The sequence below is a fragment of the Streptomyces achromogenes genome (assembly GCF_030816715.1).
In the GTDB taxonomy this organism is placed as follows: Bacteria; Actinomycetota; Actinomycetes; order Streptomycetales; family Streptomycetaceae; genus Streptomyces; species Streptomyces achromogenes_A.
Genome location: NZ_JAUSYH010000001.1, coordinates 2,889,872 through 2,910,040 on the forward strand (window position 1 = coordinate 2,889,872; position 20,169 = coordinate 2,910,040).

Annotated in this window: 13 protein-coding genes and 1 pseudogene; 12 read left to right on the forward strand and 2 right to left on the reverse strand. The window is 72.1% G+C overall.

From position 1 onward, the window contains the following. The first annotated feature begins 80 nt into the window (after positions 1-80). Positions 81-680, forward strand: a complete 600-nt coding sequence (locus QF032_RS13085) for a hypothetical protein (protein WP_307042514.1) — start codon at positions 81-83, stop codon at positions 678-680. Here the strand turns inward: QF032_RS13085 and QF032_RS13090 are convergent. Beyond that, positions 670-1,626 (reverse strand): ATP-grasp domain-containing protein, encoded by a 957-nt coding sequence (locus tag QF032_RS13090; RefSeq protein ID WP_307056053.1) that lies wholly within the window; start codon positions 1,624-1,626, stop codon positions 670-672. The genes QF032_RS13085 and QF032_RS13090 overlap by 11 nt on opposite strands. Positions 1,627-1,814: 188 nt before the next feature. On the opposite strand from QF032_RS13090, the gene QF032_RS13095 reads away from it, so the two are divergent. The 9 genes and pseudogenes from QF032_RS13095 to QF032_RS13135 all read left to right on the forward strand — a co-directional run bounded on the left by QF032_RS13095 (position 1,815) and on the right by QF032_RS13135 (position 12,552). Beyond that, a complete protein-coding gene (locus tag QF032_RS13095; RefSeq protein ID WP_307056054.1) occupies positions 1,815-3,356 on the forward strand; it encodes an acyl-CoA synthetase in 1,542 nt (513 codons plus the stop codon). After that, complete coding sequence (locus QF032_RS13100; RefSeq protein ID WP_307042520.1) at positions 3,353-4,741, forward strand: carboxyl transferase domain-containing protein; 1,389 nt, start codon at positions 3,353-3,355, stop codon at positions 4,739-4,741. The genes QF032_RS13095 and QF032_RS13100 overlap by 4 nt, the downstream gene beginning before the upstream one ends. Positions 4,742-4,848: 107 nt before the next feature. Then, positions 4,849-5,175 carry a CU044_2847 family protein gene (locus tag QF032_RS13105; RefSeq protein ID WP_307042522.1) on the forward strand — a complete coding sequence of 109 codons (327 nt, stop codon included), beginning with the start codon at positions 4,849-4,851 and terminating at the stop codon, positions 5,173-5,175. 266 nt (positions 5,176-5,441) lie between these two features. Then, positions 5,442-6,947, forward strand: a complete 1,506-nt coding sequence (locus QF032_RS13110; RefSeq protein WP_307056055.1) for an FAD-binding protein — start codon at positions 5,442-5,444, stop codon at positions 6,945-6,947. 442 nt (positions 6,948-7,389) lie between these two features. After that, positions 7,390-8,427 carry a rod shape-determining protein gene (locus tag QF032_RS13115; RefSeq protein ID WP_256912005.1) on the forward strand — a complete coding sequence of 346 codons (1,038 nt, stop codon included), beginning with the start codon at positions 7,390-7,392 and terminating at the stop codon, positions 8,425-8,427. Positions 8,428-8,705: 278 nt separating this feature from the next. After that, positions 8,706-9,786, forward strand: a pseudogene (locus QF032_RS13120) (glycoside hydrolase family 5 protein). 217 nt (positions 9,787-10,003) lie between these two features. Then, entirely contained in the window at positions 10,004-10,852 is an 849-nt protein-coding gene (locus tag QF032_RS13125; RefSeq protein WP_307050065.1) for an LLM class flavin-dependent oxidoreductase, read from the forward strand. 167 nt (positions 10,853-11,019) lie between these two features. Then, positions 11,020-11,442, forward strand: coding sequence for an FAD-dependent oxidoreductase (locus tag QF032_RS40605; protein WP_373430331.1), 423 nt, complete (start codon positions 11,020-11,022; stop codon positions 11,440-11,442). Between the two features lie 48 nt (positions 11,443-11,490). After that, positions 11,491-12,552: a LacI family DNA-binding transcriptional regulator gene (locus QF032_RS13135; RefSeq protein WP_306952659.1), complete on the forward strand. Its 1,062-nt coding sequence runs from the start codon at positions 11,491-11,493 to the stop codon at positions 12,550-12,552. A gap of 37 nt (positions 12,553-12,589) precedes the next feature. Here QF032_RS13135 and QF032_RS13140 read toward each other — a convergent pair whose 3' ends face one another. Then, positions 12,590-14,074 (reverse strand): ricin-type beta-trefoil lectin domain protein, encoded by a 1,485-nt coding sequence (locus QF032_RS13140; protein ID WP_307042528.1) that lies wholly within the window; start codon positions 14,072-14,074, stop codon positions 12,590-12,592. Between the two features lie 1,151 nt (positions 14,075-15,225). Here QF032_RS13140 and QF032_RS13145 point away from each other — a divergent pair. Both QF032_RS13145 and QF032_RS13150 read left to right on the forward strand, forming a co-directional pair. Next, entirely contained in the window at positions 15,226-16,656 is a 1,431-nt protein-coding gene (locus QF032_RS13145) for a glycoside hydrolase family 43 protein (RefSeq protein ID WP_307042530.1), read from the forward strand. A 94-nt stretch (positions 16,657-16,750) separates the two neighbouring features. Next, the gene (locus QF032_RS13150; RefSeq protein WP_307042532.1) at positions 16,751-19,777 is read left to right on the forward strand and encodes an MGH1-like glycoside hydrolase domain-containing protein; all 3,027 of its coding nucleotides are present in this window, start codon (positions 16,751-16,753) and stop codon (positions 19,775-19,777) included. Positions 19,778-20,169: the final 392 nt, after the last annotated feature.

A 20,169-nucleotide genomic window follows, 5' to 3' on the forward strand; every position in this document is an offset into this window, starting at 1 on the left:
ACAGGCGATCGGCATGACGAACACAGGCTGTCATAAGGTGTTGCGGCGGGCAATGGTCGTGAGCCGCGCGGTGGGCCAGGATGGGGCGCATGCCGACCCAGAAACGCCTCGCGGGCTCGTTCACGCCGCTCGACTTCCAGCTGGTCCTGCTGCGCCGCATGGCCGATCACAATCCGGATCTGGTGGACAACGCCCGCCACGAACTGGGCGTTTCCCTCACACAGATGAGGGAGGCCAACAAGCGCTGGCAGGCGATGGTCCACTCCCCGCACGCGCGGGGCTCCCTCTCACGGTATCGCTCGGTCCTCGGCGAACCCGAGTCGAGAACAGCCCGGCGCGTCGGCGACCTCGACTGCGAGGCGTGGCTCTGGCCGCTCACGCTCTGGCCCGACCTGCGCTTCGAGGTGCTGCTCGCTCCGAACGGCTCGGTCTGGAACGAGTGGCTGGTCCGCGCCCCGGGGGCACGGCCGCCGTTCCTGCAGTCCCTCGCCGACCTCACCCCCTGGTCCTGCACGGTCGACGAGGCCGCCCACGCCTTTTCCCCGGCCCACCCCCTGGAGGGCACCGCCCCCAACCGGTGGGGACTGGCCTTCGCCGCGCCGGACGGGCGCGGGGGGCGGCAGGACGTCGTCGCCGAGTTCACCTGGGGCCTGCTCCAGCGGACGGCCGTCAGGGATTGACGGCTCCCGGATTCCGCGCGCCGTCCGGAGCAGGAGCAGGAGCCGCGGCCTGAGCAGGAGCCACCGTCGCGGCTGCGGCCGCGGCCGCCGTCCGGATGCCTGCGACGACGTGCGGCAGGGACTGCGGGTGCAGGAACAGGAAGAGGTTCGGCTCGACCAGTTCCAGCTCCATCACCCGCGGCTCCCCGTCGTCGCCGTCCACCAGGTCGACCCGGGCGTAGAGCAGTTCGGGCGCGTCCGGTACGGCGGCCAGGGCGCGCTCGGCGACGGCCAGCTCGGCCGGGGACGGCGTCCAGGGCTCCAGACCGGGGTGGGCGACCTTGTCCGCGTCGAAGGCGGTGCCGGGGGCGAGGACGGCACGCTTGCGGCTGGCGTGCAGGAGGCGGCCGCCGAAGAACTGCAGGGCGCGCTCCCCGCCGGCGTCGATGCCGCGCACATACGGCTGCACCATCGCCGTCAGCCCCTCGGCGTGCATCCGCGCGAGGTGGCGGACGGCCGTCCCGTGGCCGTCGGGTGTGTAGCGGGCGGCGTAGCGCGCGCCGGCCCCGGAGGCGGGCTTGATCACGTACTCGCCGCCCTCGGGCAGCCCGGCAGGCTCGCCGGGCGCGACGTAGCGCGTCGGCACGGTCGGCACCCCGGCCGCCGCCAGCTCCCCCAGATACCGCTTGTCGGCGTTCCAGCGGACCACGTCGGCCGGGTTGGCCAGCCGGGTGACGGCCTCGACCTTCCGCGTCCAGGCCGCGAACTCGTCCGCGCGCCAGCTGTAGTCCCAGGTGGAGCGGATGACGACGAGGTCGTACGCGGCCCAGTCCACGTCCGCGTCGTCCCAGAAGACGCCGTCGGCCTCCACGCCGGCCTCGCGCAGCGCGCTCAGCAGCACCGGGAAGTCGGCGTCCTTGCTCGGCTCCGGCCGGGGGTCGTAGGTGACGAGCGCGATACGGGCCACGACGGACTCCCTGTTCGTACGACTGTCCGATCCTCGGAAGGCTAACAAGCCGACCCCCGCACCCGCCCGGCCGCGGTGGGCCGCGCGGTCGAGGCGCGGTGGAACGGGCGGCGCGGGGAGGTGCGGGCGCGGCGCGTGGGGTAGGAAGCTGCTTGTCGCCCACCTCAGCCGTGCAAGGAGCCCGTCCCGTGTCGCCTCTCTTCCCCGCCCTGACGAACGATCCGTCCGGCCGCCCCGCCCTGCGGTTCGGTGAGCGTTCCCTGTCCTACGCGCAGCTCGCCGGGGCGGCCCGCGCCGTCGGCGGACGCGTGCGGGAGGCGACGGGCCCGCTCGCGGGAGGACGGGAGCGCGGAAGGGTCGCCGTGTGGGCCACGCCCGCCCTGGAGACCGCCGTGGCCGTGGTCGGCGTGCTGCTCGCCGGAGCGGCGGCCGTGCCGCTGAACCCGAAGTCGGGCGAGAAGGAGCTCGGGCACATCCTGTCCGACAGCGCGCCGAGCGCGGTGCTGGCGGCCCCCGGCGACGAACTGCCCGAGCCGTTGCGCGCGTTGCCGCGGATCGACGTCGACGTGGACGAGCGCGGCGACGCGGGCCGGGCGGCGGCCGGCGCGACGCTGGGCGGCGCGACGCTGGGCGGCGAGGCGTCGGGCGGCGAGGCGTCGGACGAGCCGTCGGACGACGAGGAGCCCGCCCTCGTCGTGTACACCTCCGGCACCACCGGACCGCCCAAGGGCGCGGTCATCCCCCGCCGCGCGATCGCCACGACCCTGGACGCGCTCGCCGACGCCTGGCAGTGGACCGGCGAGGACGTCCTCGTGCACGGACTGCCGCTGTTCCATGTGCACGGACTGGTGCTGGGGGTCCTCGGACCGCTGCGCCGGGGCGGGTCGGTCCGGCACCTCGGACGCTTCGACACGGGCGGCGTCGCACGGGAGCTGACCGACGGCGCGACGATGCTGTTCGGGGTGCCGACGATGTACCACCGCATCGCCGAGGCCCTGCCGTCCGACCCCGGGCTCGCCCGGGCGCTCGCCGGGGCGCGGCTGCTGGTGTCCGGTTCGGCCGCACTGCCCGTGCACGACCACGAGAGGATCGCGGCGGCCACCGGACGGCGGGTGATCGAGCGGTACGGCATGACCGAGACGCTGATGAACACCTCCGTGCGGGCCGACGGGGAAGCCAGGGCGGGCACCGTCGGGGTGCCGCTGCCGGGGGTGGAGCTGCGGCTCGTCGAGGAGGACGGGTCGGCCGTCGAGGCGTACGACGGGGAGAGCGTCGGCGAGATCCAGGTGCGCGGGCCGAACCTCTTCACCGCGTACCTGAACCGGCCGGACGCGACCGCCGCCGCCTTCACCGCCGACGGCTGGTTCCGCACCGGCGACGTGGCCGTCCGCGACCCCGACGGATACGTGCGGATCGTCGGGCGCAAGGCGACCGATCTCATCAAGAGCGGCGGCTACAAGATCGGCGCGGGCGAGATCGAGAACGCCCTGCTGGAACATCCCGGGGTACGGGAGGCCGCCGTCACCGGGGAGCCGGACGCGGACCTCGGCGAGCGGATCGTCGCCTGGGTGGTGCCCGACGATCCGCAGTCGCCGCCCGACGAACGTGAGTTGGCCGACCACGTCGCCCGCCGCCTCGCCCCGCACAAGCGGCCCCGCACGGTCCGCTACCTGGACGCCCTGCCCCGCAACGACATGGGGAAGATCATGAAGCGGGCGCTGCCGGCATGACGGCGCGGCGAGCGAGCGCGCGGGAGTTCATCGCCCTGGTCGCCGACGGTTTCCACGAACTCCCGCACGTGGAGCGGGAGTCCCGGCCGGACGGGCCGCTCGGCTGGCCCGGCTACGACGCCTCGCGCGAGCGTGCCGCCCGGCGCACCGGCGAGTCGGAGTCCGTGGTCTGCGGCGTCGCCCGCGTCGAGGGCGTCCGAGCGGTGCTGATCGCCTTCGAGTTCGGCTTCCTCGGCGGCTCGCTGGGCGAACGCACCGGCGACCGCCTGGTCGCGGCGTACGCGTACGCCCGTCAACACCGGCTGCCGGTCGTGCCGTTGGTCGCCACCGGCGGCAGCAGGATGCAGGAGGGCATGCTCGCCCTCACCCAACTCCAGCGCGTGGCACACGAGTCGGCGCTCACCCGGGAGGCCGGGTTGGCGCAGATCGCGGTCCTGCGGGATCCGACGACCGGCGGCGGGTGGGCCACCCTGGGCGCAGGCGCCGACGTGGTGCTGGCACTGCCGGGCGCGCAGGTCGGCTTCGCCGGCTCACGGGTGCGGCCGCCGGACGCCGACCCGGCCGCCTACACGGCGGAGGCGCAGCTCGCGGCGGGGGCGGCGGACGCGGTGGTGCCCGTGACGGAGCTGCGGGACGTACTGGGCCGCTGGCTGCGCCTCCTGACCGGCGGGACGCCGGAAGCGGCAGGGCGACCGGCGGAACCCGCCGCCCCCGTGCCGGACGCCCTCGGGGCGAGGGATCTGCCGCGTACCGGCCGGGACGCCGTGCGGCGGGCCCGCGCACCGGAACGGCCCCGTGCGCGGGCCTACTTGGACGCCTACTTCACCGACCGGCTGGCGATCTCCGGCGACCGGTGCGGCGGCGCCGACCCGGAGGGGATGCTGTGCGGCTTCGGCCTGCACCGGGGCCGTACGGTCGCGTACGCGGCGCAGACCGGCGCGGCGACCCGGCCCGCCGGCTATCGCACGGCCGCCCGGCTGATCCGGCTCGCCGGCCGGCTCGGCATCCCGGTGCTGACCCTGGTGGACACGCCGGGCGCGGCCAACGACGCGGCGGCGGAGCGACAGGGCGCCGGTGCGGCGATCGCGGACCTGTTCGGCGCGGTCGCCACCGCCCGCACGCCGCTCACCACGCTGGTGATAGGCGAGGGCGGTTCCGGCGGCGCGCTGGCGCTGGCCGCGCCGGGGCGCACCTGGGCGACCCCGGACAGCTACTTCTCCGTCATCGCGCCGGAGTCGGCGGCCGCGATCCTGAAGCGGCCCCCGCAGGAGACGGACGCGACGGCGGACCAACTACGCCTGAGGCCACAGGACTTGGCGGAGCTCGGGGTGATCCGCACCGAACAGTCACACGGAACGCAGGACAATCGCGCGCACCGTCCGTGACAATGGAGACACACAGCGCCGCGACACGGGCCGGATGGACGGGCGGACGGGCGAAGACACGGGGCAGAGCAGAGCAGCAGAGAAGCGAAGGGGTTACGGGGGAGACCGTGGACGGACTGGTGGAGTTCAGAACCGACGACGGCACCGTGGTCGCCGTGGAGGCGGGCGCGGACGGTCGCCCCGGTTCCCGGCTGGTGGCCCGCGGCGACGGGACCGTGCAGGCGGCCCGCACCTTCGAGGGCGCCCTGGAGGGCGTGCGCGCGGCCGCCGAGTCCGCGCTGCGGGTGTTCCGGGACGGGACGCTGCAACCCGACGGCGTCGAGATCGAGTTCGGCGTGAAGCTGTCGGCGGAGACGGGCGCGATCATCGCCAAGGGCACGGCGGAGGGGCATCTCGTCGTGAAACTGACCTGGTCGCCCTCCGCGGGCTCCTGACCAGCGCGGAAGCGCCCGCCCGATCGGCAAGCGGCAGGCAGGACGCGGGCAAGCGGCAGACAGGCGGCGGGCAGCCGGCGGGCAGGCGGCCGACGCGGGCTTTCCCCGTCACCCCGCGGAAGATGCCCGCCCGCACCATGTCGCGGCGGGGCGCGGATCGGGAACCCGCCGCCGGACGGGCGCGGGCGGACCACCGGAACGCGGTGAACTGGCTTAGGCTGTCGGGGTTTTGAAGATTTCATGAAGATCGAGAGGTGGAATTGCGCATGCCCCGCACACCGTCCCGACGTACCGTTCTGCGCGGACTCACGGTCACCGGAGCGGCAGTGGCCGCCTTCGACACCGCGTCCCGCTCCTGGGCCGCGACCGCCGCCGAGTCCGAGACCGCCTCCTCCGCGTCGGCGACGTCCACGACCCTCGCCAAGGTCCCGCGGCTGGACGGAACGCTCCTCACGGACGCCTCGTCGCTCACCGCCGCCGCCGACGACTACGGGCACATCGTGCACCGCCGCCCGGCGGCGGTCCTGCGCCCGGGCTCGGTGCGCGACGTCGTCGCCATGGTTCGCTTCTGCAACGACCACCGGCTGCCGGTCGCGCCGCGCGGCCAGGGGCACTCCCCGTTCGGCCAGGCGCAGGCCGAGGGCGGCCTCGTCATCGAGACCGCCCCGCTCTCGGGCATCGGCTCCGTGAACACGGCGTCCAGGACGGTCACCGTGGGCGCCGGCGCCAAGTGGAGCGCGGTCGCCCGGGCCACCCTCGCCCAGGGCCTGACCCCTCCCGTGTTCACCGACTACCTCGAGCTCTCCGTCGGCGGCACGCTGTCCGTGGGCGGCCTCGGCGGCCAGGCCCACCGGGTCGGCGCCCAGGTCGACAACGTGACGGAACTGCAGGTCGTCACCGGCGCGGGCGAGCTGGTGCGCTGCTCACCTTCCCGGCGGGCCGACCTCTTCCGTGCCGTCCTGGCCGGCCTCGGCCAGTGCGCCGTCATCGTCGAGGCCACACTGCGCCTGGTGCCCGCGCCCACGACGGTCCGCCGCTACCAGCTGACCTACGGCGACCTGGCGACCTTCCTCGACGACCAGCGCGTCCTCGTCCGGGAGGGCCGCTTCGACTACGTCGAGGGCCAGGTCCACGCGGACGCCGCCGGCACGTTCGGCGTCCACGTCCTGGAGGCGGTGGCCTACGGCCCGCCGGTCGGCCCCGCCCCCGACGACGCGGCTCTGCTGCGCGGCCTGCGCCACGACCCGGCCACCGTGCAGATCGCCGACCAGCCCTACTACGACTTCCTCGACCGCCTCGCCCCCGTCATCGCGGCCATGAAGGAGGCGGGCATCTGGGGCTTCGCCCACCCGTGGCTGAACCTGATGCTCCCCGGCGCCTCCGCCGCGGCGCTCGGCGCGCAGGTGCTGAACGGGCTCACCCCGGCGGACGTCGGCCCCGGTGCCGTCATCCTCTTCTACCCCCTGCTGCGCGACCGCCTCACCACCCCGCTGCTGCGCACCTCCGACGACGAGATGTCGTACCTCTTCGACATCCTGAGCGCGGCCGCGCCCGACGACACGACCGCCGTCGACCGCCTCCTGGCGGTCAACCGCTCCGCCTACGACACGGTCGCCGCGGCCGGTGGCACGCATTACCCCGTCGGCAGCATCCCCCTCACCCCCGCGGACTGGCAGGCCCACTTCGGGCCGGCGTGGGCAGGCCTGCAGTCGGCCAAGTGCACCTACGACCCGCGGGGAATCCTGGTCCCGGGCCAGGGCATCTTCGACTGACAGAACAGGCACGAGCACGGGGGCCGGGGCCGGGGGCGGGGGCGAGGCACAAAGGCAGGGGGCAGGGGGCAGGGGGAGGCGCCATGCGGCGCGGCGCGGCGCTGGGGCCGCAGGGGTTGCAGGGGCGAGGCAGCGCGGGCCCCAGGGCCCGTGCGCAGCCCCGGGGCCCGGCCCGCCTCCGGCAGCGGGCTGCGGGCGCAACCCGGGGCCCGGCCCGCAGCCGGCGGCGGGCGGCGGGGCGGCAGGCGGCAGGCGGCAGGCGGCAGGCGGCAGGCGGCGGCCCCTCGCCTCCTCCCCACGCGGGGTGTGCGGAACAACCCCCATTCAGCCGCGCCCCGCCCGGCCCACCTGAAAAGGCGGCCCCCTCCGCGCGCCCGCACGATGCGTAGGGAGGCCTGCCGACCGGCGGCCCCCACGGTCTGTGCTCTCGGGAGGACCTGCCATGACCGCCAGTCTGGAGCAGCTGCGCCGCTGCCACTTCGCCGTCGACCTGGGAGCGGCGCGGACGCGGGTCTATGTGAAGGGTGCCGGGCTGGTCGTCGACCAGCCGTCCGCCGCCGCCGTGAACACCCGCACCGGCGCGCTGATCGCGGTCGGCGAGTTCGCCGAGAAGATGACCGGGCGCACCCCGCACTACATCCGTGTGGTGCGCCCGGTCTCCGGCGGCACGGTCGTCGACATCGAGATGGCGCAGCGCATGCTGCGCCATCTCATCGGTGACAAGATCCGCCGTCAGCTGCGCCGCAAGCCGTTCCTGCGGGCCGCCGCCTGCACCCCGCACGACGCCGACCCGCTCGCCCAGCGTGCCGCGATCGAGACCCTGGTGGGCCTCGGATCCCGGCGCGTCGAGCTGGTCGACACCCTCATCGCCGCCGCCGTGGGCTGCGGGCTGCCGGTCGAGCGGCCCGAGGCCACCATGATCATGGTGTGCGGGGCCGCCGCGACCCAGGTCGCCGTCCTCTCCCTCGGCTCGATCGTGACCGCCGAGCGCATCCCGGTCGGCGGCGAGGCCGTGGACCACGCGATCGTCCAGCATCTTCGCCACGAACACGAGTTGATGCTGCCCAGCCAGTCCGTACGGCCGCTGCAGCTCGCCCTCTCCGGCAACGGCCTCACCCCGCAGGGCCCCGCGTCCACCGAGATCCACGGACGGGACGTCGCGACGGGCCTCGCCCGTTCCGTGCAGGTCGACACCGCGGCGGTCCGCGACGCCATCGAGACCCCTTTGACCGCGGTCCTGGACGGCATCGGCAGGGTGCTGCGGGAGTGCCCGCCCGACCTGGTGGCCGACCTCGCCGACCGCGGGATCATGATGGTCGGCGGCTCCGCTCTGCTGCCCGGCTTCGACCAGATGCTGCGGCAGGCCACCGGGATGCCGGTGCACATCGCCGAACGCCCCGACATCTGCGCCGCCCAGGGCCTGGGCGCGATGCTGGAGGGCAAGATCGAACCGCTGACCCTGGACCCGCTGGGCGCCTGAGGCGACTCGGGATCCCCTCGCGCCGCACGCCCCGCTGCGGGCGCCTCGCTCCAGGCGCCCCGGCGGTGCAGCCATCCAACGGCCCCAGCGACCCGGCGGCCCCACGGCTTTACCCGGGTCACATGTGCGAAACCTTGACGATCACCTGGCCGGGTGCCACGATTCCGGCGCCGCCATGTTTACGTAAACATCCGCCACCGCAGGGCCGCCTCGGGGGTGCCGCGGGTCCACCGCGGAGCTCGATGGTTGCGTAAACATCGTCTCGAAAGGGCACGTAGATGCGCAAGTCCCCCACCGCAGCGTCCTCCGTCTCCCCCCGCCTGCGCGCCGCCTTCGCCGCGGTCGCCGTCGCCGCCGTCACGGGCGCGACCCTGGCCGGCAGCCCGGCCTCCGCCTCCCCCACCGCCCCCGCCTCCCCGGCGCACGGATCCCGGCCGGCCGCCGACACGACCCAGTTCAAGGGCGTGAACTGGGCAGACCCGCGCGACAACTTCGCCGACGACTACCTGCAGCTGTCCGGCCTGTCGACCAAGGACACCTACCGGCAGACCTACGCCAAGGCGAGCCGGATCATCGCCGCGTTCCGCGCGAACCTCGGCGCGAACACCGTGCGGCTGCCGGTCAACCCGTACACGGTCAACGGCGCGTACTGGAAGTCGTACCGCGGAGTCATCGACGCGGCCTCCGACCAGGGCTTCAAGGTCATCGTCTCCTACTGGGAGGGCACGGGCGCCCAGAAGGACGGCTTCATCGACGACGAGGCCGCCTACTGGCCGATGTGGAACACCGTCGTCAAGACGTACAGGAACGACAAGCGCGTCTACTTCGAGCCGATGAACGAGCCGCACGGCTACACGGACGCCCAGTGGGCCGACATCGCGGCGAAGTGGCTGTCGACGTACTCCAAGCGTCTTCGTCAGCGGCGCCGGCTACAACGACCACGTCACCACGGTCTGCGCGGACCCGCGCCTGAAGGGCACGTACCTCTCCCTGCACCACTACGGTTTCTGGAAGGACTACGCGACCTACGACCAGTGGGTGGCCGACCTGAAGGTGCGCATCGGCGACTGCGCGAGCCGTACCGTCGCGGACGAGTTCGGCGCCCCGATGACGACCGGTCTGAACTACAACGTGAAGACGCCGGACGACAACTTCGTCAACTTCATCCAGGCCGTCACCGACACCTTCCGCGAGCTGAAGATGGGCTCGGTGTACTGGCCGGGCCTGCGCACCGACGACATCTACTCGGTGCAGACCCTCGTCGGCCCCGCCGCCCGCCCCTGGCTGGCCACCACCAACCAGTCCGGCGCCGACCGCCTCGCCTGGGCCTGGGGCCGCGGCAAGCCGGTCGAGAACTGACCCCAGGGCGGCCCGTCCACCCCGCTCCCCACCCCCGTCCACCACCCCCGCTCCCCCCACTCCCCCCACCCCGGAGGCTCCGTCCCGACGCTCGTCGGTGCGGAGCCTCCGCGGCCTGACAGGAAGTAGGTTCCGAGCCATGACGAACGACCCGAACGATTCGAACCGGACGAATGAGGCGGAGAAGGTGAACGAGGCGCCCGTACGCATCGGCGTCATGTACGACCGCGACTGGGCGCCCGAGGGTCTGCCCGGGTTCGCGCGGGAGGCGGAGGCGCTCGGCGTGGACGACCTGTGGGTGGTCGAGGATCTCGGATGGAACGGCGGGGTGTCCGCGGCCGCCGTGGCGCTGGGAGCCACCGAACGCGTCCGGGTCGGCATCGGCATCGCCCCCGCCCCGCTGCGCAGCCCGGCGCTGCTGGCCATGGAACTGGCCACGCTGGCCCGGGTGTTCCCCGGACGGCTGGTCGCCGGGATCGGCCACGGGGTGCGGGAGTGGATGGAGTCGGTCGGCGTCGCACCCCGGTCGCCGCTGGCCCTGCTGGAGGAGACGATCACCTCCGTGCGCGCGCTGCTGCGCGGCGAGCGGGTCGAGCTGGACGGCCGTGAAGTGCGCCTGGACGGAGTCGCGTTGGTGCATCCGCCGGCCCAGGTCCCGCCGGTGGTCGCGGGCGTCGTCCGCCCCCGCTCCCTGGAGCTCGCCGGACGGGTCGCGGACGGCGTCCTGATCGCCGAGGGCCACGGGCCGGGCGACCTGGAGAACACCCGGGCCCTGATTGCCAAGGGCGGCACCGGCCCCGAGCACACGCTGACCGTGCTGTCGTTCACCTGCGTGGGCGACGACACCGACGAGGTCGCGCGCACCCTGCACCCGCACACCGAGGGCCACGGCGCATGGCTCGGCCGCCCGCAGGACGAGGTGTTCACCGTCTCCGGCACACCCGCACAGGCCGCCGACGACGTCCGCGCCCTGCACGCCTCCGGCGCGGACACCGTCGTCCTGCGTGTCGTCGGCCCCGAGCCGCTCGGGCAGCTCGCGGCGCTGCTGGCGTCCCTCGGGCGCTGAGGCCGGGAACTCCCGGCCGCCGCCCGGACGTTCCCCCGCACAGGATCGCGGGCAGGACGGTCCGTGCACGTCCAGACAGTCCGCATGCGTACGGTCACACCAGAACACACCAGAACACACCCAAACTCATCTGTACATATCTGGACACGGAGAGAACGGGGACAGGGATGGCGCGGGTGCTGGTCATCGGCGGCGGGATCGCCGGCTCCGCGGCGGCGCTGGCGCTGCGGAAGGCGGGGCAGCGGGCCGTCGTGCACGAGGCGCACCCCGACTCCGCCGAAGACGTCGGCGCGTTCCTCACCCTCGCGAGCAACGGCCTGCGGGCGCTCGCCCAGATCGACGCGTCGGACGCGGTGACCTCCCTCGGCTTCCCGCTCACCTCGATGCGCGTCGTGGACGCGACCGGCACGGCTGGACGCCCATCCCGGGCGCTTCGACCGCGTCGTGTTCACCGTGTTCGGCGAGGACGACGAACAGGCCTACCGGCACGTCCTCGGCGAAGGCGGCCGGCCCTGACCCACGGTCGTACGCGTCCCGCACGACCGGGCGGCCCGGACCTCGCGCCGCGGACCCCCGGGGAGTGGGCCTAGGCTGTCGTCAGGGCCCGGGAAACAGGGGAAGCAAGGAAACAGGGGATCATGGCGATGGGGGAAAGGTCCAGGTCCGGACGGCCCCGGCCGTCGATGGCGGACGTCGCCCGTCACGCCGGTGTCGCGCCGCAGACGGTGTCGCGCGTGTCCAACGGCCACACCAACGTCGACCCGGCGACCAGGCAGCGGGTCGTGGAGTCGATGCAGGCGCTGGGCTACCGGCCGAACGGAGCCGCGCGCGCGCTCAAGAGCGGCCGGTTCAACACGATCGGCGTCATCACCTTCACGCTCAGGACGTTCGGGAACACGCGCACGCTCGACGCCATCGCCAAGGAAGCCGCGCTCGCCAAGTACGCGGTCACCCTCATCCCCGTGCCGGACCCGACGATGGGCAGGCTCTCCGGTGCCTACGACCGGCTCAGCGAGGCGGCCGTCGACGGGGTGATCCTCGTCTTCGAGGCCCATCTCCTGGACGACGCGGAGTTCAGTCTCCCGCCGGGGGTGCCGATGGTGGTCGTCGACTCCGACACCGGCCCCGGCTACACCGTGGTGGACACCGATCAGGCGCAGGGCGCCCGTCAGGCGACGGAACACCTGCTGGAACTCGGCCACCGGCAGGTGTGGCACATCGCCGGCCCCCCGACCTCGTTCTCCGCGGCGCATCGGGTCGAGTCCTGGCGGCGCACCCTGGAGGAGGCCGGCGCCGTCCCGCCCCCGGTCCTGTACGGCGACTGGACCACCCGCTCCGGATACCTGCACGGGCTGACTCTGGGGCGGCGGCCGGAGGTCACGGCGATCTTCGCCGCGAACGACCACATGGCGCTCGGCGTCATGCGTGCCCTGCACGAGCTCGGCCGCCGGATTCCCGAGGACGTCAGCGTCGTGGGGTTCGACGACATGGAGGAGACCCAGGCTTTCTGGCCGCCGCTGACCACCGTGCGGCAGGACTTCGCCGCGGTCGGCCGGCTCAGCCTGCAGAAGCTGCTGACCAAGATCGGCCGGACCGGACCCGACCTGGTCGACAAGACCCTGGTCCCGACCCGGCTGATCGTCCGCGCGAGCACGGGAGCGCCGCCGCCCTCGCCGGAAGGCGAAGGACGGCGGCGCTGACCGGTACGGCGACCGGCGCGGTCCTCGGGCGCAGGAGTCAGCTCCTGGCCCACTGCTGGTTGGTGCTTCCGTTGCAGTACCAGACGTCGACCGACGTGCCGTTGCCGGTGCCCGCTCCGGCCGCATCCAGGCACAGCGCCGGGTTCGCGACGCTCGTGACCGAGAGGTCCGCGTTCACGTTCCACTGCTGTGCCGTCGCTCCGGTGCAGTCGGAGATGACCACCGGGTCCCCCGCCGAGGCTCCGGTGCCGCCCACCGTCATGCACTTGTTGCCGTAGACGGTGAGCTGCTCGGCCGCGTTCCAGTTCCACGACTGGTTGCCGCCGGCGTTGCAGTCCCAGAGGTCGAGCTGGGTGCCGTTGGACGTGCTGAAGCCGGGCACGTCGACGCAGCGGCCGGAGCCCACTCCGCGCAGGACCTCGCCGGGAGGCGCGGGCGGCAGGTTGTTCACGGGCGGGGTCTTGCCGAAGCCGTAGCCCCAGCGCAGCAGCGCGACTCCGGTGGCGCTGTTGTCCACCAGGTTGCCCTTGGAGTCCAGCGACTCGATCGAGTAGGCGTCGCCGAACCTCAGGCCCGGCCAGTACACCAGTCCCATCCCCTTGCTGCGGGCGGTGTTCGCCACGGCCGCGAGATACGAGGTGTAGATGTTGCCGTTCCACGCGCCGTAGTTCAGACCGATGGTCATCGGGGCGCCGGCCTCGTCGATGATCGTCCGGCCGGCGTACTTGCCGAGGCGGGCTTCCAGGTCGGCGGTCCAGTCCGACTGCTGGGTGTAGCTGTTCCAGAAGCCGTAGAAGTGCAGCGACAGCAGTGTTCCCCGCAGCGCGCGGGCCGCGCCGACCCCGGTGACGTTGTCGTTGTAGCCGGTACCGCTGATCACGACACGACCGCGCGGGACGTCCTTGTGCTGGGCCAGCCAGCCGCTGGTGACGGACACCCACTGGTCCAGGGTGTAGCCGTGCGGCTCGTTCATGGGCTCGAAGTAGACCCGCGGGTTGTGCTTGTACTCCCGCACCACGGTGTTCCACATCTTCTTCCAGGCGGCCGTGTCGTCGACCAGGCCGTCCTTGCTGGTGTCGGCCTCCCAGTAGCTGACGATGACCTTGTCACCGTGGGCCGTGGCCGCGTCGACCGTCGCCCGGTACGACTTCCACCAGGTGGTGCCCACGGTCGCCGGGTTGATCGGCAGGCGCAGCGTGTTGGCGCCCAGGTTCTTCTTGAAGCCGCTCACCATACGGACCGTGGTGCGGTACACCGTGCGGTAGTCGTCGGTCGCCTTCAGCCCGCTGGGCACCACGGCGTCACTGGCGTAGTTGTCCCTCGGGTCCGCCCAGTTCACCCCGCGGAAGTCACTCGTACCGCCCTTGGGAGCGGGCTTGGCCGGCGCGTACGAGGCGGCTGACGTCGGGGCGGCCGGCCGGGCGACGGCGGGTGCGGGGGCGGTCACCAACATGAGTGTCGCGCCGAAGCCGGCCATGAGCACACTGGCCAGTCTTCTCGACCTCGTCGGGGTCTTGGTCATGTCGTCTCCAGTGACGGAAATCGCGGGGGCGGAGTGCGGGTTCGTCACCTGAGCCGAGGCAGTGAGGAACCAGGGTCCGGGTCCGGATACAGGCGCTCGGATCCGTGTGAACCGGCCATGGTTACGTAACCATGGCCGGACACTGGCACGGTACCCGCACCGGTGACAAGACCCGCGACCGCGTGGGGTTGCCTGCCCCGGCGCCACCGCCGCCGCGCCTGCGCCGGACCCTGCCCGGCCCGATGCGTCACCGCACACGGAGGAAGGAGAACCAGGACGTCGGCGCAGTGGTGCCGCACAAGGCCGGCGAGGCGCGGCTGGATGAGCGCGTAAACCCGGGGACCGGTGTGCCGGCCGGCGCGAGAGGCCGGCCCCGACGTGAAGAACGTCAAGGCCGACGGTCCCGTGGCCAGACGGCGTCCGTCATCTCCGCGACACCCGCGGGAAGAGCCGCGCGGGCCACGGGTCCGGGCTGCGCCCACCGGGCGCGCGCGGCGGCCACGACCGGCGGGTAACTCACGGCCGGACCCGACGCGCACCCGCCAGCCACCGCCCGCTACGGAGACCGAGCCGGGGCCGTCCGCGCCGAGGCAGGGCAGGGCAGTCGGGGCGGGGCTGCCAAGCCGGGGCTAACGAGTCGGGGGGCCGGCGAGCCGGGGCGCCCGGGCGGTGAGGACGGTTCGGGTGAAGGGAAGGTAAGAGGCGGCTGCGCGGGTGTCAATACCTCTCGCACGCCGTCCGCCGCGCACCGGGAACCTGTGGCCGCGACCTCGCCCCCCACTCCCTGCCTCCGAGGTCACCGCGTCCACCAGGCAGAACAGAGCGCGCCGACCATCGCCGAAGCGGCTCACCGCGGCACGGGGCCGGGCAGAGGCGGCGGCCCGGGGCGGGGCGCATCCGCCGGGCGCGACCCCCGCTCCGACCTCCCTGGATTCACGGACGTCGGAGGTATTGACGCATCCTGCTTCCCCCACTTAACGTCTGCCCGAACATACGAACACTGTGCGATATTTCGGACAACTTGCCTCGGCCGCATGGGACTCGGCCGCGCAGGTTTCCCGGCCCGAGGACCGCGACGGCATCCCCGCAGTACGCGACAGCGGTCACCGCCAGGCCGACGGAGTCATTCCGCAGAACCGACAGGAGACGACATGTCCGCGCTGCGCGCACGGCTGTCGGCGATATTGCTCGCCGCGTGCCTGCTCTTCACAGGCCAAGCCCTCACCTCGCCGCAACCGGCCGCCGCCGCCGACCCCGGCTACCTGATGGTGCACTTCACCGGGGAAGGGTCCACCAACCAGCAGATGTACCTCTCGCACAGCACGGACGGCGTGCACTGGAACGACCTCAACGGCGGCGGCATGGTCCTGCGCTCCACCGTGGGTACGAAGGGCGTGCGCGACCCCGCGTTCGTGAGGTCCCCCGACGGCAGCAAGTACTGGATCATCGCGACCGACCTGTGCATCTCCTGCGGACAGAGCTGGAGCCAGTCCATCAACGACGGCAGCCGCAACCTCGTGGTGTGGGAGTCGACGGACCTGGTCACCTGGTCGCAGCCGCGGCTGCTGAACGTCGCCGGCGCCATCCCCGACGGGCGCAACGCGTGGGCGCCGGAGGCCATCTGGGACCCGGCCAGCAACGACTACATCCTGTACTGGGCGACGAACGTGCCCCTCAACGGCGCGACGAAGCACCGCATCTTCTACGCCCACACCAGCGACTTCCGCACCATCAGCACCCCGCAGATCTACATCGACCGCCCCGGCGCCCAGGAGATCATCGACACCCAGATCATCGAGGTCCCGGCCGGTGTCGGCAACTACCGCTACGTGCGGGCCTCCGGCGACGGTCAGATCACCCTCGAGGGCAGCAACTCGATCCTCGGGACGTGGACCAACCTCGGCAACCTCTCCGGCATCGGCCTGACCGGGTCGATGGTCGAGGGCCCGATGTGGATGAAGTTCAACGGCACCAACAAGTGGGCGCTCTACCTCGACCAGTACGCCACCAGTGGCGGCTACATGCCGGTCCTGACGACCGACCCGTCCGACCCCGCCGCGTACCAGAAGCAGACGTCGAGCAGCTACAACATGGGCGGCACGAAGAAGCGCCACGGCTGGATCATGAACCTGACGGCCGCCGAGGAGAGCCGCGTCCTCGCCCGCTGGCCCAACACCCCGGCCAACCGGCTCCAGTCGTACAACTTCCAGGACCGGTACGTGCGGCACACGAACATGGACGTGCGCATCGACCAGAACGTCACCAGCGAGGACGCCAAGTTCCGGATGAGGCCCGGCCTGGCCGGCACCGGCACCGTCTCCTTCGAGTCGGTGAACTTCCCCGGGCACTTCCTGCGCCACTCCAACTTCGACTTCCAGCTGGCCTACAACGACGGCACCGCCCAGTTCGCCGCGGACGCGACCTTCCGCCAGGTCGCCGGACTCGCCGACTCCACCTGGTCGTCCTTCCAGTCGTACAACTACCCCGACCGCTACATCCGCCACTACGCCTACGAACTGCGGCTGGACCCGATCACCAACGCGACCGGCCGCAGCGACGCCACCTTCCGCGTCACGAGCTGACCCGACCCGCATGCCGGCGCTCCGCAGCGAGCGCCGGCATGCCGCGCCACGCACTCCGAACCCACCGCATCAGTGCCCGATGGAGGTCACCTCAATGCGTCACCGATTCAGACCCGGCAACCGTCTGGTGGCCGCACTGTGCGGCTCGATGCTGTGCACCACCCTGCTGGCCGTGGGGCCCGGGGCCACCGCCGCCCAGGCCGCCGACGACCCCAACGCGGTCGCGCTCGACAAGGACGCGATCCTCGCCGCCAACCAGCTCGACGAGCGGCAGTGGTACAAGGACAACATCCCGTTCGTGGACACCCCCGACAACGACATCGACGACGTCTACTACTACCGGTGGAGCACCTACAAGCGGGCGCTCCGCTACACCGTGCCGGGCACGGGGTACGTGTCGACCGAGTACGACGTGCCGATCGGCTACGCCGGCAACCCGTACACGGCTCTCCCGGACGCTACCGGCTACCACCTGCTGGACGGACGCTGGCTGCACAACCGCGACTACGCGGGCGACTACCTGAACTTCTGGCTGAGCGGTGCGGGCAATTCGGGTGCACGGAACTTCAGCGAGTGGATCACGAGCGCCGCCTACCAGCGCTATCTCGCGACCGGTGACGCCGCACAGATCAAGTCGGCTCTCCCCCACCTCATCGCCCTGTACAAGCGGTGGGACTCCAACTTCACCGCCGACATCACGGTGAACGGCGCCCAGTCGACCAGCGACCTCTACCACCAGACGCCGCTGTCCGACGCCACGGAGTACACCGAGACGTCGATGCACAGCAGCAACTGGTTCAGCGGCGGCCGCGGCTACCGGCCCACGATCAACGCGTACATGTACGCCGCCGCCCAGTCGATCAGCAAGATCGCCACCATGACCGGGGACACGGCGACCGCGAACGACTACGACGCGAAGGCCGCGCAGCTCAAGACCGCCGTGCAGAACTCGCTCTGGGACCCGCAGCGCCAGTTCTTCATGCAGGTCTACAACACGGACGGCACCAACGGCACCCTGAAGGAGACCAGGACGACCTGGCGGGAGCTGATGGGCTACGCCCCCTGGGCGTTCGAGCTGCCGGACGCGCAGTACTCGTCGGCCTGGAAGTTCCTGAACGACGCCAAGAGGTTCAAGGCGCCGTTCGGGCCCACGACCCTGGAGCGGACGCACGACTTCGAGGCCGAACAGGCCACCCGCAACCACGCCAACCTGTTCAACTCGTCGACGGCTTCGAACGGCCAGTACATCGGGCAGATCGACTTCGCCGACAGCTATGTCACGTTCACCGTGGACGCGCCCGGCGCCGGCACGTACCCGGTGACCGTCTACTACGCCAACGGCACCAGTGGCACATCCACCCACCAGCTCGTGGTCAACGACGACACCGCCCACCCGATCACCGTCAGCTACGCCCCCACCGGCGCCTGGCAGAAGTTCTCGGAGTCGCAGGCCGTCACCGTGCAGGTCCCGCTGAAGGCCGGGGCCAACACGCTGAAGTTCGCCAAGGGCACGAGCTTCGCCGAGCTCGACCGCATCACGGCGAACCCGTACTTCAACTACCAGGCGATCCCCGCCACGCAGCAGCGCGACGACGCCAACTGCTGCCACTGGAACGGCCCGAGCTGGCCCTACCAGACGAGCCAGGTCCTCACCGGCATGGCGAACCTGCTCCAGGACTACCCGGCGCAGAGCTACGTCACCAAGGCCGACTACGCGACCATGCTGGCCCAGTTCGCCGACCTCCAGCACAAGGACGGCAAGCCCTACATCGCCGAGGCCGCGAACGGCGACACCGGCGACTGGATCTACGACGGTCTCAACTTCAGCGAGAACTACAACCACTCCAGCTTCAACGACCTCGTGCTCACCGGTCTGCTGGGCATCAAGCCGCAGGCGGGCAACACGCTGGTCCTGAAGCCGCTGATCCCGGCGGCCTGGGACTACTTCGCGGTGGAGAGCCTGCCCTACCACGGGCACACCTACTCGATCCGCTGGGACCGCGACGGCACCCACTACGGCAAGGGCAGCGGTCTGCAGGTCTTCCAGGACGGCCAGCGCGTCCTGCAGTCGGCGACCCTCGGCAACACCACCGTGAACGTGGCCGCCCCGGTCACCCCGGCACAGCCGGCGCGGATGATGAACGTGGCCGCGAACCCGCTGACCGCCGAACAGGACTGGCTGGGCCGCGCCGTCACGCAGCCCTACCCGAAGGCCTTCGCCTCCTACACCAACACCGTCTCCAACGGCCCGCACTGCCACAGCGGCCAGACCTGCAAGCCCACCACCTTCGACGCCCCGCTGCGGGCCACCGACGGCTGGATCCGCTACGACAAGACCCCCGACGACCGGTGGACCAACTCCGGCTCGCCGAACGGCACCGACCACCTCGGCGTCGACTTCGGCGCACCCCGCAAGATCAACGAGGTGAAGTTCTACACCTACGACGACGGCGCGAACATCCGCGTCCCGGCGAGCTACACCGTGCAGTACCTCGACAACGGCTCATGGGTGAACGTCCCGAACCAGACCAGGAGCCCGGCCGCACCGGCCGCGAACAACGCCAACGAGGTGACGTTCCCGACGGTCACGACGTCCCAGTTCCGGGTCGTCTTCACACCCCAGGCCGGCAAGTTCGTCGGCGTCACCGAGCTGGAGTCCTGGTACCCGGAGACCCCGGCCGTGAAGATCGTCAACAAGAACAGCAACCTGGAGCTCGGCATCTCCGGCTCCTCGATCAACGCCGGTGGCGCCGCCCAGCAGCAGACGGCCGACACCACGGCCAACCACCGCTGGACGATCGTCCCCGCCGAGAACGGCTACTACAAGATCTTCAACAGCAACAGCGGCCAGGTCCTCGGCATCAAGGACGCCTCCAAGACGGCCGGCGCCGTCGCACTCCAGTGGGGCGACACCCTCACCTCCGACCACCTGTGGTCCCTGGTGGACGCCGGCGGCGGCTACAGCAAGATCGTCAACAAGAACAGCGGCATGGCCCTGGGCGTCCAGGGCATGTCCACCGCGTCCGGCGCCCCGGTCGTGCAGTGGGACGACAACGGCACCGCCGACCACCTGTGGCGTATCGCCACGGACGACGGTTCCACACCGTTCGCCTCCTCCTGACCGGCCCTCCCCCGCCGCGGCGGCGTCCCCCGACGCCGCCGCGGCGGACCAGGAACAGGGCGGGAGCCTCGGTGACGCTCCCGGCGGCGGTCCCGGCGTCCGGGTCCGGGTCCGGGTCCGGGTCCGGCCCACGCGGGTGCCCGGGGGAGTACGGTTGCGGCACTGAGTGCATCTCGCACGCCGTCACCCGTTTCGGCGTCGCCCTCGGAGAACGGCACAGGCCGGCGCCCATCGGGATCCGGCCGGAAGAGAGCCGCACATGCCTTTTGGCTCGTACAGCCACGCCCCCTCGCGCGTCAGGTCCCGCGCGGCGCGAATCTGAATTCCCCGGTTGCCGGGATGCCTCCGAGGCATCCCGGCATCTGGCGTACGCCCCCAACCGATCAAGAGGA

What these genes read in the sequence shown, in the direction of transcription:
- QF032_RS13085 (WP_307042514.1), top strand. Translation starts at nt 81, where the DNA reads ATGGGGCGCATGCCGACCCAGAAACGCCTCGCGGGCTCGTTCACGCCG.
- QF032_RS13100 (WP_307042520.1), top strand. Translation starts at nt 3,353, where the DNA reads ATGACGGCGCGGCGAGCGAGCGCGCGGGAGTTCATCGCCCTGGTCGCC.
- QF032_RS13110 (WP_307056055.1), top strand. Translation starts at nt 5,442, where the DNA reads ATGCCCCGCACACCGTCCCGACGTACCGTTCTGCGCGGACTCACGGTC.
- QF032_RS13115 (WP_256912005.1), top strand. Translation starts at nt 7,390, where the DNA reads ATGACCGCCAGTCTGGAGCAGCTGCGCCGCTGCCACTTCGCCGTCGAC.
- QF032_RS13125 (WP_307050065.1), top strand. Translation starts at nt 10,004, where the DNA reads ATGTACGACCGCGACTGGGCGCCCGAGGGTCTGCCCGGGTTCGCGCGG.
- QF032_RS40605 (WP_373430331.1), top strand. Translation starts at nt 11,020, where the DNA reads ATGGCGCGGGTGCTGGTCATCGGCGGCGGGATCGCCGGCTCCGCGGCG.
- QF032_RS13135 (WP_306952659.1), top strand. Translation starts at nt 11,491, where the DNA reads ATGGCGATGGGGGAAAGGTCCAGGTCCGGACGGCCCCGGCCGTCGATG.
- QF032_RS13140 (WP_307042528.1), bottom strand. Translation starts at nt 14,074, where the DNA reads ATGACCAAGACCCCGACGAGGTCGAGAAGACTGGCCAGTGTGCTCATG.
- QF032_RS13145 (WP_307042530.1), top strand. Translation starts at nt 15,226, where the DNA reads ATGTCCGCGCTGCGCGCACGGCTGTCGGCGATATTGCTCGCCGCGTGC.
- QF032_RS13150 (WP_307042532.1), top strand. Translation starts at nt 16,751, where the DNA reads ATGCGTCACCGATTCAGACCCGGCAACCGTCTGGTGGCCGCACTGTGC.